Source organism: Sphingobacterium sp. 40-24 (genome assembly GCF_001899705.1).
GTDB lineage: Bacteria > Bacteroidota > Bacteroidia > Sphingobacteriales > Sphingobacteriaceae > Sphingobacterium > Sphingobacterium multivorum.
Map to the genome: position 1 here is coordinate 148,922 of NZ_MKWH01000021.1, position 12,874 is coordinate 161,795.

Below are 12,874 nucleotides of genomic sequence, written 5' to 3' on the forward strand. Positions count from 1 at the left end.
TTGTTAAATACTTCTATTCGCTATGAGATCAGAGATCCATATTTTAATTATATCGCTGTTTTTAAAGACCTATTTAGTCCAATAACTCAAAAATACCAGCTGCTCCTTGGCCAGTTCCAACACACATCGTCACCATGCCGTATTTTTTGCCTCTACGCTTTAACTCATTTAGGACCTGGACTGTCAATTTCGCGCCTGTACAACCAAGTGGATGCCCTAATGCTATAGCACCACCATTGACATTCACTTTCTCTTCGTCTAATCCGAGTTCGCGAATAACGGCTAACGATTGAGACGCGAAAGCTTCATTCAGTTCAAATAGATCAATATCTTCTTTTTTAAGCCCAGCTTTCGCCAAGGCCTTTGGAATAGCGTAGATAGGCCCTATGCCCATAATGCGCGGTGGAACACCTGCCACAGCAAAACTAACAAGCTTTGCAATTGGTTTAACACCAAGTTCTTTCACTTTTGCTTCAGACATCACCAAGACAAATGCTGCTCCATCAGAAGTTTGTGAGGAATTCCCCGCCGTTACTGAACCATTCGCTGCAAAGACTGGTTTTAGTTTCCCTAAAGCCTCCAGGGAAGTATCAGCCCGAGGACCTTCATCTGTATCAACAACATATTCGCGCGTTGCAATCTTACCGTCTTTCAGATAATTTTCTTTTACAGTAATAGGCACAATCCCATCTTTCAAATGACCGTTTTGAATGGCTGCAACTGCCTTTTGATTTGATTTAAGTGCAAAAGCATCCTGATCTTCGCGTGAAACATTGTAATCTTTGGCTACGGCTTCGGCAGTCAATCCCATTCCCCAATACCAGTCAGGATGCTCTTTTGCCACAACAGGATTAGGCACAATCTTCCAACCTCCAAAAGGCATTCCGGACATCACCTCTACACCACCGGCAATGATAACATCTGCCATCCCAGTCTTAATCTTTGCTACCGCGGTTGCAATGGTTTCTAGGCCTGATGCGCAGTACCGGTTAACGGTTACACCCGGGACCTTATCCGTGTCCAATCCCATCAGTGAAATGAAACGGGCCATATTGAGTCCCTGCTCCGCTTCCGGCATGGCATTCCCAACAATGACATCATCTATATCTTCTTTATTTAAATTCGGCACAGTGGATACAAGATGTTTAATAACATCCGTGGCTAAATCATCGGCCCGCATAAAGCGAAATACTCCCCGGGGCGCTTTGCCTACTGCTGTACGAAATCCTGCTACTATATATGCTTCCATTATTTTTAATTTTTTCGTGAGTAGTGAGTTCTAGTTCCGTAAAGGCTTACCCTTGGTCAACATAAATTGAATTCTTTCAAGCGTTTTGCGTTCAGCACAAAGCTCAAGGAATGTTTTACGTTCAAGATCCAGTAAATACTGTTCAGACACTTCCGTCGGTGACGATAAATTTCCACCACACATTACCCAGCCTAGTTTCTCTGAGATCTTACGATCATAATCAGAGATGTAATTGCCTTCACGCATTGATGAAGCGCCCACATAAACGATTCCTAATCCTTGATTTCCCAAAACTTTGATATCATTGCGTGGAGCAGGCTGAACATAACCCTCATCTGCCAATTCTAATGCCTTTGCCTTGGCATCCGCCAGAAGACGGGCACGATTCATGGTGATTGCAAATTTATCTTTCTGCAAATAGCCGAGCTCATAGGCTTCATAGGCAGAAGTCGAAACTTTTGCCTGACCAATAGTCAGGAATTTATCTTTTAACGTATTTTGGACAATTTGATCATCTTTAAATTCCTCCGAGGCACGTAGCGTAAATTCTTTAGTTCCGCCACCACCAGGAATAACACCAACCCCCAGTTCAACCAAGCCCATATAGGTTTCGGCGTGAGCCTGAACAAAATCGGCATGCATGGAGAATTCACAGCCCCCACCAAGCGTCATTTGAAATGGCGCAACGACTACAGGTATTGACGAATAGCGTAAGCGCATGGATGTATTTTGAAATGCACGAACGGCCATATTCAATTCATCAAAATCCTGTTCTACAGCCATCATGAAAATCATTCCGATATTGGCTCCAGCAGAAAAGTTTTTTCCATCATTGGACACCACTAAACCGCGATACTCTTTTTCAGCAAGGTCAATGGCTTTATTCAATCCCTGGATAACATCCCCACCAATGGTATTCATCTTGGTATGAAATTCACAATTAATGATACCATCGCCCAGATCAATAATAGAAACACCCGTATTTTTCCAGATTGTCTTACTTTCTCGGATGTGATCCAATACGATCAGATCTTCGGTACCGGGAATAGCTTTATACGATTTGGTCGCAATATCATAATAGTGACGTACACCATTTTCTATTTTATAGAATGATTCACATCCGGCTTCCAACATCTCGTGTACCCAGGAAGCAACCTCCCCGTCCTGACCCGGAAGTCGTTTTTCTTCGGCCTTAATTTTAGCTAAGGTCTCGCGAACACCTAGCGCATCCCATACTTCAAATGGTCCTAACTCCCAACCAAATCCAGCACGCATGGCATCATCGATCCGGAAGAAGTCATCTGTAATTTCGGGAACACGGCGGGATACATATTCAAACAATGGATAATGCATGGCACGGAAGAGTTCCGCCGCTTTATCGGTTCCTTGTTCATATACTTTCATCCGCTTGCGGATATCCTCCACAGGCTTGGTAGCTTCCAAAGTAGTGGATTTCACTTTTTGCTGTGAACCAAATTCCAGTGTTTTTAGATTTAAAGATAAAATCTCCGAATTACCATCGGCAGCTTTTACTTTTTCATAAAACCCTTTCTTGGTTTTCTCACCCAACCATTTATTCTCGACCATCTTGCTGATGAATGCAGGAAGCTGGAAAACGCCTTTGGCTTCATCTTCTGGGGCATTCTGCGCCAGTCCATTGGCAACATTCACCAAAGTATCAAGTCCTACCACATCGGCTGTACGAAAAGTCGCCGATTTGGGATGCCCCATTGCAGGACCAGTATATTTGTCGACCTCCTCAACGGTCAATCCAAGAGGTTCCACTAAATGAGTAACCGCCAACATCGAATAAACACCGATACGATTACCAATAAACGCCGGAGTGTCTTTACATAACACAACCGATTTACCCAGCATTTTGTCACCAAAGTGAAGTATAAAGTCAACAACCTCTGGCTTGGTATGCGGTGTTGGAATAACTTCCAATAAAGGGAGATAGCGCGGCGGATTGAAGAAGTGTGTGCCGCAGAAATGATCTTTAAAATCTTCACTTCGCCCTTCTGTCATTAAATGAATAGGGATACCAGAAGTATTGGAAGTAATCAATGTCCCAGGTTTTCGAAATTGCTCAACACGCTCAAAAACAGATTTTTTAACATCGAGCCGCTCAACAACAACCTCGATAATCCAATCCACAGAAGCAATGTCTTTTAGATTATCGTCAAAATTCCCTGTTTTGATACGTCTTACAAATGACTTGCTATAAATTGGCGAAGGGTTTGTTTTTAAAGCCGTTTCTAAGGAGCTGTTGACAATTCGGTCCCGAACGATCTTACTCTCCAAAGTTAAGCCTTTGGCTTGTTCTGCCGGAAGCAGTTCGCGCGGAACAATATCCAACAGTAAAACTTCAACACCAATGTTAGCAAAATGACAAGCAATTCGCGAGCCCATAACACCCGATCCGAGAACTGCCACTTTTCTAATATTTCTGTTCATCATAACATATTTATCATGCACTTCTGTACATTTGGTTTAATTCCTAGATGATTACTTCTTCTTTGTAACTTGTTGCGAGCTCATTGAGTTTCGCTAAAGAAGCAATCAATTGATCCCGTTCATTTTCTGAAAAATTGTCCGCTAAATATTGATTGAAATTACGAACAACATCTTTAGCAATCCGTCTTTTCTCTCGCCCCAATTCGGTTAAATACACTTTTACGGACCTCTTGTCGGTCTCACTCGTTTCGCGGTATATAAATCCCAATGACTCCAAATTATTCAACACCCGAGACAAACTAGTTGTTTTAACTCCTGTCAAATTTGCAATCTGAGAAACAGGTGTACCCTCTTTATGGATGTTAATCAAAATATATCCCGCAGCCTGGGTAAAACCGTACTGCGAAGCAATTTGATTATATTTATTGGCTATTGTCTGCCAGCCTGTTTTTAAAAAATAATCGATTGTCTGATTTTGGTTCATAAGCGTACTCACAAGCTATTTATTATGCTTGCATAACAAATATACCAGTTAGCAATTAGAATAACAAGTTCGAAATTATAAATTTTGTCATATGTTCGTCAGCATAATTCGGCATACATACCTAACGATACTTGTCGTCAATTGTGAAATGTGGAAAACTTTTAAACACTGACATACAGCAAAATAAACAGAAACACAAAACTTTTATTAACAGCCCCTGTTTAATAATCAAAATTAATTCCGTTAACTTTGTCCTGAACAAACATCAACACTGTATGGCTTTAGTAAACATACCTCGCTTGGACTTGCTACATTATACACAAGGAACCCAAGAACAACGAAATCAATTTATCCAAGATATTGGCAAAGCTTTCAATGAAACAGGCTTTGTAACGATTGCAAATCATGGCTTATCAAAAGAGCTGATTGAGGAATTATATCAGGTGGTTCCTGAATTTTTTGCTTTGCCTACTGAGATCAAGGAAAAATATGAATTTCCAGAACTTGCAGGTCAACGTGGCTATACCGCAAAAGGAAGAGAAAAAGCCAAAGACGCGAAAACACCTGACTTAAAAGAATTCTGGCAACGCGGTCAAACGATTGTTGGTGAAGAATATTCCAAAGCTGATTTTCCGGACAATCCTGAAGTAGCTGAAATTCCTCGCTTTAATGGCGTAACCGCTGAGGTTTATAAAAAACTAGAAGATACAGGCCGCGACTTATTGAAAGCGATCGCGACCTACCTCGATCTGGAAGAAAATTACTTTGAACAATATGTCATCAACGGTAATTCTATTCTACGTGCTATCCATTACTTCCCAATAAACGATCCTGACGCCTTAGCCCCTGACGCAGTACGCGCAGGCGCCCACGAAGATATTAACCTCATCACCTTATTGATTGGAGCTAGTGCGGATGGTCTTGAAGTGATGACAAAAGACGGGGAATGGTTTCCTATCAAAGCCAAGGGTGAAGATATCGTCATCAATGTAGGTGATATGTTGCAACGGTTAACAAACAATAAGTTGAAATCTACTACGCATCGCGTAGTAAACCCACCACGTGAGAAGATGGGTACTTCCCGTTTTTCTATTCCTTTCTTTTTACATCCAAAATCCGCCATGAGTTTGGCTTCATTGGATTCCTGCATCGATGCGGAACACCCGAAGGCCTACGAAGATTATACCGCCGGTCAGTACCTGGATGAACGCTTAAGAGAAATCGGATTAAAAATGTAAAACTCCGCATCATTTAAATGAGCATAACAGTATAAAAAAAGAAATGGCCGATCCTAGGATCGGCCATTTCTTTTTTATGGATATTAAAGCTATTTCAATTTATAACCTATACCAACATTCATAAAGATATTATGTAACCCGAAGCTAATACTTTCAAATCCGGTTTTCATAATATTATTGAAGCCATAATCCAACTGTGCCAACGCAAAGAATCTTTTGTCGATAGCATAATGTGCGCCCAAACTCATACCAACATCAATACTTCTAACACTCTCCGAGAAATCATAATCAGCATTATCTACAACAATCTTATTTCCGGTAGGCTCTTCATGCCTAAGATAGCCATTGTAGGCCTCGCCATAGAATTCCTTTTTCACCGCAAAAGAAATATAAGGACCTGCCTGTACATTCCAACGATTTGAAAGCTGATAGGTAGCTTGAATCGGAACAGACAGATACAGGTTATGTACTTTTGTTGTGATATCGCCCGTATAATAACCTCTCAGCTCCTCTTTTGCATCATTCACCGCATTGAATGTCGTCTTGTATCCTTTAACACTCGCCTCTGTATCCATTCCCTTTCCTTCGAAGACGATTCCCAAAGATACTCCCCATTGGGAATCAATATGATAGTTTGCCCTTGCTCCGACAAAAAAGGGAACATTCGGATTATAGCTTTTAATCTTTCGAATTTCACGTGGCAATGAAAGCGGTGCTGCGCCGCCGATCTTACCGCCTACCATCACATCGAAACCCAATTTACCCTCATCCGCTGTATTTTCCTGCGCATTGGCAATAGATCCTATCAAAACCATCGCAGCCAGTGCGATTGTATATTTTATTATTTTCATTACTTCTTCGTTACAATTTTGAGATCGTCCACCGTCAACTTGCTACCGACAGCACCTATAAAATTATCACCATATTTACTCGAAGACATTACAATTGCAATGCTATAATCCAAATTGGCAACATCAGCTTCGTTTACTTTCGCCGTGTACTTAAATGGCAATGTAAACTTGACAAAATCACCAGCCTTGGTTGCGCCCCCATTTTCCAACCTGGCAATAGCCACAATACTTGGATCTTTTAAAATATTATGTCCCGTCAAATAGGAAACTTTCTTGTTGGGATCAGATTGCGAGTCCATAAGCTGCTTGCGATTATAGAAAACCGCATAGATATCACAGGAATCCTTGGTGTTAACAGGTTTCATGTTTTCATCCGTCACCGTTGCGCCAGGACTATACTTATAGTAACCTTCCAAGGCCAGCGGTATCTGATTGAAAGGAAGGCCAAACTGCGTTGCCGATAACGGGTCTGTTAATACAGGTCCTGTATCAAACGCTCCTATAAAAAGATTTCCGGCAGCAATAGGTTTCTTGAACATCGCCCCAAAAGCACCGGTCAACTTCGTTTCCAATAAAGCCGCTTTCGTTCCTGAATGTGCATCCGAACTCGTTTTAGTGGGATATGATTCGGGGTCCTTGGTACCTCCTCCTAAGCTCAATGTCAAGGAGAAACTTGGATTTCCGGAAGCCCAATTATAGAAATCCTGGCCATCAATTTTATTGTAAAATATGGTGTATTTATCATCCTTATCAATCGCCGTATCTTCAAAACCATATGCTGTTGGAACAAATCCACCATCTGTTTTCACAATTTTAATCAGGTAGTTTTTTGTAAACTGATGATCTTCGGACGTAACTTTATAATATACGCCGTTTTTTAGCAATTCATCAACAATTACTTTATTCACATCCTGAGTTCCGGCAGGCATTTTCAAAGAATCCTTCAAAAGCTCAATGGAGGCACCAGGAGTCAGGTCAAAAGTCATATTCAATTTGGTAAGATCATGAATATTGGGCTGAAGGTAAAGTGTAACTTGCGTATTTGAGATGACCGGGTTCAGCAAAAAGATATCTTCATCGGCATGAACAGCGATAATATCCGCTTCCATATTGAGCGCTTCTTCCTTTATACAACTTCCCAAACTGAAAAGAAGCATAAAACAGATTATCCACGAGTAACTTCGTGTTCGTTTCATAAAAATAATATTTAGTGTAAATTTATCGACCAATGCTTTGAGCAATGCATTGATTTTAGCAAAGCTACCAATCCTAGCCTCAAAAAAAGTCATTTAAACACCTTTTTCTGAATAGACAACTAATTCTTTACACACAAAGTCCGGTTATAGCCCTTTGACTTCCGATCTGATTTTACTGGGCAGACTTTCAACAATAAGCTGATAGCTGTGTAAAATCAATTCCTCTAGCTTTCTATCATCAATCTCTTGGTTGGCAACCACGGTATTCCAGTGCTTTTTATTCATGTGATAGCCCGGCAGTACGGTATGCTCATAGCGTTCCCGCAATTCAATGGCCCTTTCGGGGTTACACTTAACATTAAATCGTAATCCATCAACCTGATCCAGGCCTACCAACAAAAAAATCTTACCGCCTACCTTAAATACCAATGTATCTGGCCCAAAGGGAGTCTCCTCCATCACCGGCCCAATCGATAAACAATAATCTCTTAGATCCTCAATATTCATATTTTTTTAGTTTTAGTTGTCGCTCAAGCAAACTGAAAAAGCCACCATAAAAATGGTCCATAATTCATATAAAGCTAACAAAAACACTGGATCGTTTTACTTAAATTTTTTGATCTTTCGCAAAGGTGACATTAGGGTTATTTGCCCTAAAGAAATTACGTTACGCCGAAAATAGGTCCAAAATAAACTGGAACTAGACAATAGCAAGAGTCAGATAACTTCAGCCTTTACAGGGATTAGCGACGGACATAAAACGTAGCTTCAGCGGTACTTCTTCGCTTGCAACCGAAGAAGTACCGAACAAGTACCGAGGAAACACCGAACAAGCTCCGACTAATCTCCGAATATCGTATACTTATCTTACCCGGAAATAGGTTTAAATAGCTCCGGGTTTAACAGCAGTTTTTCAAACCATGCTCAGGAAAGACCAGGTCTATTCCTGAGATGATGATCCGGTTAAACTTAAAAATTGCCAGTCTATTATAAGGATGTAATTTTCTTATTTTTCGAGCAGTGCCTGGATTTCCTTTTGGATTTCGGTTCCTTTATCGGCATTGTACCACTTTTGAATCTCCTCTTTGATTTCGGAGAAATCTGCCCCTTGCGCTTTCATATGCAAAAACAGCTCCTGGCAGGCTTGAGGTCTTGGGCCCCAGACAGCCAAATCCTGCCCCTGTTCGTTACGTATCACCAGAATTGGAATAGATTTACCTCCGTTTGTTAGATAAGAATCGATCAGAAACGGAGCACTATCACGCAGTTGGATATCCACCGTAATATTGGGATTTTTTGAGGCCATCTTCGCCAACATAGGCACCGAATGCGCCGCATCCCCGCACCAAGGTTCAGTAATAATGATCCATTGTTGCTTTTCAGTAATTGACTCAACAAATTGTTCAAAAGTAGATGTTGGTTCGAAGCGTTTTAACCAACGGCCCATTCTTGTCCAGTTCATTTTCGTGTACTGATAATATTCATCATCTTGATAGGTCGGGTGATTCTCAGGATGATTTAAGATATCTTCGAATTGTTGTAAGTAATTTTCAAACGTCATAATACCAATTTTGTGCAAAGGTAAATTTTACTTCCAACTTTCTCAAACAACCTTCCGCCAACAATCTGTATTGAATGCAATAAAAAATAGGATGCTCAAAAAGTACATGTACAGCAAGAAAAATGTGATTTCCTCTACCTTATATACCAAAGATTTTACATTCAGAAGAGATGTTTTACATTTATTAACGATTAAGTAAATTATATTTGAAAGATACAACCCGTACATGAAAAGATTAGTTCAATTAATACTTTTACTATTTGTCATCTTCAATAGTGCCTACGCCCAAATAAACATCAAGGGGAGGATTCTGGACAAGGCGGATGACAAACCTCTGACCAATGCCTCAATTATTTTATTGAACCGCGACTCAGTCCTTCGTTATTTTAACAGAGCCAATGAAGAGGGAAAGTTTCAGGTAAAAAATATCAAGCCCGGAAGCTATATTATTTTAGCCACATACCCCAAGTTTGAACTCTACAGTGATACGATCCAAATTGCAGATAAAGATCTCGACTTGCATGATATCAAAATAAATTCCCAAAGAAATGTTTTGCAGGAGGTGATTGTTACACGTCGTCTTCCAATTACACTGAAAGGCGACACCATCGAATATGATGCGGCGAGTTTTGCCACGGAAAAGAATGCGAAGTTAGAGGATTTACTACGTCGTCTCCCCGGTTTTACGGTTACGGGAGACGGAAGTATCACTGCCCAAGGGAAATCTGTACAGAAGGTGTTTATCGATGGGGAGGAGTTTTTTGGTTATGACCCCAAAATAGCCATTCGAAATGTACGTGCAGATGCTGTCGATAAGGTCCAGCTCTATGAAAAGAAATCCGAGGAAGCCGAGTTATCAGGTATCGATGATGGCGTAAGGATCCAAACCGTTAACGTAGTACTTAAGGAGAAAGCAAGAAAGGGTGTCTTTGGAAACATGGAGGCGTTGGCGGGATCCAAAGGATTGTATGCTGGAAATCTGTTCGCGGCCAAATTTAATAAGACCGAGCGAATTGGGATTACGGGCAGTCACAATAACATGGGTAGTTCAAGTGGCCGTGAAGGTTCTTTACGGATGAACAACCAGATTACGGGCGAACCACTGAATACAAATCTTGGAGCAAACTATGAAAATCAGTTCTTCAAAAAGGCCTCGAAAGTAAACGCCAACTATGGGTATGACAACAACAGCAACAAAAACCACTCGGAGACTTACAATAAAAATGTGCTGCCTGATCAATCCATTCAGGAAAAAAACAGTAAAAACGATAGCGAGAGACATAGCCGAAGTAATGGTTTCAGATCAAACCTTAACATGCGACTGGATTCCACGCAAAATATGGAACTCCAATCCAATGCCAATTGGGCTACCAACGCTAATCTAACTTATACAGACAGCAAAACGGGCGATGGATCGGGCAACCCAATCAGTGACTTTAGGGAGAACAATCAATCGAACTCCTCAAGTTCCAACAATAATTTTCGCCTAAATTATAGAAAACGATTAAAAGCGGGGCGTTCTTTAAATGTGATGGTCGGCAATAATCACAAAGAGTCCGATTCAGAGAGTAAAGTCAATTCACGGACTTATTTTTACAAAACCGGGGATAGTACAATTATCAACCAAACGCGACATGGCCGGAATAAAGGCAATGACTTCAACTCTTCGATCAATTTCAACAACCGTATCAGTGACTATATCAATCTGGCTTTAGGCTACAGCTTCAATCATTCGAAGAGTACAAATACCCAAAATTCAATAAACAATATTACACAAAAGTTTGATTCACTATATTCTCAAAACCAGATCGACAATAATACCAATCAAGGTGTGAATGTACACTTTTCCTATCGCAAAGAAAAGTTGGAGATCAATTTTTCCAACCGTACGTTCTACAAGAATCAACAGTTAAATGATAGTTATAGATCAATTGATCTTGCCCGGAATTTCTGGGATAACAATTTAAATGTTGATGCCAATTATCGCCTTTCAAATAGCAAAAATATACGTTTAGCTTATCAAAGTTCGAATATCATTCCATCGTTTGATCAGTTACAACCACTGCAACCTCAGACCAATCCGTTGTTTCAACAAGTCGGTAATCCCGACCTAAAACGCGCGGTGAACAATAACATTTCGGCCAATTATAACGCGTTCAGTTTATTGAAAGGAACGAATATCAATATCAACGGGAACTTGTCATTTGTTAATAATCCTATTGTCAACAAAACAACCATACTAGACAACTCGGCTCAAATCAGTTCTTATGAAAACCTATCGGGTAAATCCAACTGGAATGGCGGCTTGAACATCAATCATATGCAGCCATTGGCCAATCGTCGCATCAATTTTAACAAGAGTGCAAACGTCAGGTTTAACAACAGCTACAGCTATACCAAATTTGAAGGCGGACAGTCCGGCGGCGAGTTTCTACTGAATAATGCAAAGAATACCAACTTTAGTTTAGGTTCAAGCTTAAATGAGCAGGACTCAGAAGGATTCGACTTTGATCTTTCGGCGAATGCTGGTTTTAATGTACAGCAAAACTCGATCAACACCCAATACAACGCAACAAGTTTTCAAGGCGGGACTTCGGCGTACATCAAATACTTTTTACCGAAGAAGTTTAATGTCATGGCAAACATTTACTATAGCTATACAGGACCTACGAAACTTTATAAAAAATCAATCAATCAATTTTATACCAATATTGAATTAGAGAAAAAAGTACTGAAAGATGAGAGTATGACACTCAGCTTAAAGGCCTTTGACCTGTTCAATACATTTAACAACACACGTCGTAATGCGAGTGACACCAACTATTCAGAGTCCGTTCAACAGGTATTGACACAATATTTTTTGGTCGGTGTAAAATGGGATTTCAACAAATATCTAGGGAAAGGAAATGATTAAAAAAATATATTTGACCGTTATCATCTGCTGCCTGTGTGGTTTATCGCTTCAGGCACAATATGCCTATTTTGGAAGTAGGGGTACGATCAGTTTTGACAAAGTCACGTACACAAAAGCACGCATGCGGCAGCTATCCAACGACATGAGCTCGAAAGGAATGGACAGAGGGATGGGCATGATGGAATATCTCGACAAGATGCCGGATTCACATACGGAAAAATTAAACTTCTACTTTGATGAGAATTCTACCGTGTTGATGCCTGAGGAAAGCGTAGTTAACGAAAAACAACGTGGTGAAGTCAAAATGGCCGCACCTACGATAACTTCGGGCACAGGCAGAGGGGGCAGATCTCAGGGTGCGGTCCGAATCGGAGGAAACCAAAGAGGGCAATTTAGGGGTGGCGCCAACAAGAACGGCAAAGTCCTCTACCAGGATCTGAAAACCGGCACAGCAGACATTCAGCTTGACATCGACGAAAAATACATTCTTTCGGAAACTTTGGACAGCATTACTTGGCGTTTCACGGAGGAATTCCGAAATATCGCCGGAGTAAACTGCCGCAGAGTCAATGGTGCTACCAAAGACTCACTCTATCTGATCGCTTACTATTCGGAAGAGATTCCAGTATCGGCAGGACCAGCATTAAGCCATGGTCTCCCGGGCATGATATTGGGCCTTGTCATCCCTGAAATGCATATTCAATATTGGGCTACAAATATCGCCTATACCAATAAACTTGTTCCTTCTGATTGGCGGGATAAAAAATCAAAAAAAATGAAACTTGCTGAATTTTCGGAAATCTTTGGCAGATATATGCCACGCAATCGCCAAAACGAGTCAGCTAAAAAAAGGATATTAGAGCAACTGGTGTATTGAAAATGTCAGTTTGGCAGTACCTAAGGACAAATTGATGACAAATAGTG

10 protein-coding genes are annotated in these 12,874 nt (G+C 40.7%); 3 read left to right on the top strand and 7 right to left on the bottom strand.

Annotation, left to right across the window (positions count from 1 at the left end):
- Nucleotides 1–73 precede the first annotated feature (73 nt).
- Genes BGP15_RS07515 through BGP15_RS07525 form a run of 3 tightly spaced genes read right to left on the bottom strand, consistent with a single transcriptional unit; the run spans nucleotide 74 to nucleotide 4,190 of the window.
- Nucleotides 74–1,249: an acetyl-CoA C-acyltransferase gene (locus tag BGP15_RS07515; protein WP_070570298.1), complete on the bottom strand. Its 1,176-nt coding sequence runs from the start codon at nucleotides 1,247–1,249 to the stop codon at nucleotides 74–76.
- A gap of 30 nt (nucleotides 1,250–1,279) precedes the next feature.
- Nucleotides 1,280–3,709 carry a 3-hydroxyacyl-CoA dehydrogenase/enoyl-CoA hydratase family protein gene (locus BGP15_RS07520; RefSeq protein WP_286752720.1) on the bottom strand — a complete coding sequence of 810 codons (2,430 nt, stop codon included), beginning with the start codon at nucleotides 3,707–3,709 and terminating at the stop codon, nucleotides 1,280–1,282.
- 40 nt (nucleotides 3,710–3,749) lie between these two features.
- Nucleotides 3,750–4,190, bottom strand: a complete 441-nt coding sequence (locus tag BGP15_RS07525) for a MarR family winged helix-turn-helix transcriptional regulator (RefSeq protein ID WP_046673745.1) — start codon at nucleotides 4,188–4,190, stop codon at nucleotides 3,750–3,752.
- A gap of 275 nt (nucleotides 4,191–4,465) precedes the next feature.
- Between BGP15_RS07525 and BGP15_RS07530 the strand changes: the two genes are divergently transcribed.
- The gene (locus BGP15_RS07530) at nucleotides 4,466–5,428 is read left to right on the top strand and encodes an isopenicillin N synthase family dioxygenase (protein ID WP_070570303.1); all 963 of its coding nucleotides are present in this window, start codon (nucleotides 4,466–4,468) and stop codon (nucleotides 5,426–5,428) included.
- Between the two features lie 89 nt (nucleotides 5,429–5,517).
- Here BGP15_RS07530 and BGP15_RS07535 read toward each other — a convergent pair whose 3' ends face one another.
- From BGP15_RS07535 to BGP15_RS07550, 4 genes are all read right to left on the bottom strand, one after another.
- Nucleotides 5,518–6,279 (bottom strand): porin family protein, encoded by a 762-nt coding sequence (locus tag BGP15_RS07535; protein WP_286769133.1) that lies wholly within the window; start codon nucleotides 6,277–6,279, stop codon nucleotides 5,518–5,520.
- Nucleotides 6,279–7,475, bottom strand: coding sequence for a PCMD domain-containing protein (locus BGP15_RS07540; protein WP_286769134.1), 1,197 nt, complete (start codon nucleotides 7,473–7,475; stop codon nucleotides 6,279–6,281). The genes BGP15_RS07535 and BGP15_RS07540 overlap by 1 nt, the downstream gene beginning before the upstream one ends.
- A gap of 144 nt (nucleotides 7,476–7,619) precedes the next feature.
- Nucleotides 7,620–7,982, bottom strand: coding sequence for an MmcQ/YjbR family DNA-binding protein (locus BGP15_RS07545; RefSeq protein WP_046673659.1), 363 nt, complete (start codon nucleotides 7,980–7,982; stop codon nucleotides 7,620–7,622).
- Between the two features lie 499 nt (nucleotides 7,983–8,481).
- Nucleotides 8,482–9,036 carry a thioredoxin family protein gene (locus BGP15_RS07550; protein WP_046673658.1) on the bottom strand — a complete coding sequence of 185 codons (555 nt, stop codon included), beginning with the start codon at nucleotides 9,034–9,036 and terminating at the stop codon, nucleotides 8,482–8,484.
- A gap of 226 nt (nucleotides 9,037–9,262) precedes the next feature.
- Between BGP15_RS07550 and BGP15_RS07555 the strand changes: the two genes are divergently transcribed.
- Both BGP15_RS07555 and BGP15_RS07560 read left to right on the top strand, forming a co-directional pair.
- Nucleotides 9,263–11,950: a TonB-dependent receptor gene (locus BGP15_RS07555; RefSeq protein WP_286769135.1), complete on the top strand. Its 2,688-nt coding sequence runs from the start codon at nucleotides 9,263–9,265 to the stop codon at nucleotides 11,948–11,950.
- Nucleotides 11,943–12,827, top strand: a complete 885-nt coding sequence (locus tag BGP15_RS07560; RefSeq protein ID WP_286769136.1) for a GLPGLI family protein — start codon at nucleotides 11,943–11,945, stop codon at nucleotides 12,825–12,827. Before BGP15_RS07555 ends, BGP15_RS07560 begins: the two co-directional genes overlap by 8 nt.
- The last annotated feature ends 47 nt before the right edge of the window (nucleotides 12,828–12,874 follow it).

Coding starts and splice junctions, on each gene's coding strand:
- BGP15_RS07540 (WP_286769134.1), bottom strand. CDS start 7,475: ATGAAACGAACACGAAGTTACTCGTGGATAATCTGTTTTATGCTTCTT.
- BGP15_RS07530 (WP_070570303.1), top strand. CDS start 4,466: ATGGCTTTAGTAAACATACCTCGCTTGGACTTGCTACATTATACACAA.
- BGP15_RS07550 (WP_046673658.1), bottom strand. CDS start 9,036: ATGACGTTTGAAAATTACTTACAACAATTCGAAGATATCTTAAATCAT.
- BGP15_RS07545 (WP_046673659.1), bottom strand. CDS start 7,982: ATGAATATTGAGGATCTAAGAGATTATTGTTTATCGATTGGGCCGGTG.
- BGP15_RS07525 (WP_046673745.1), bottom strand. CDS start 4,190: ATGAACCAAAATCAGACAATCGATTATTTTTTAAAAACAGGCTGGCAG.
- BGP15_RS07515 (WP_070570298.1), bottom strand. CDS start 1,249: ATGGAAGCATATATAGTAGCAGGATTTCGTACAGCAGTAGGCAAAGCG.
- BGP15_RS07555 (WP_286769135.1), top strand. CDS start 9,263: ATGAAAAGATTAGTTCAATTAATACTTTTACTATTTGTCATCTTCAAT.
- BGP15_RS07520 (WP_286752720.1), bottom strand. CDS start 3,709: ATGATGAACAGAAATATTAGAAAAGTGGCAGTTCTCGGATCGGGTGTT.
- BGP15_RS07535 (WP_286769133.1), bottom strand. CDS start 6,279: ATGAAAATAATAAAATATACAATCGCACTGGCTGCGATGGTTTTGATA.
- BGP15_RS07560 (WP_286769136.1), top strand. CDS start 11,943: ATGATTAAAAAAATATATTTGACCGTTATCATCTGCTGCCTGTGTGGT.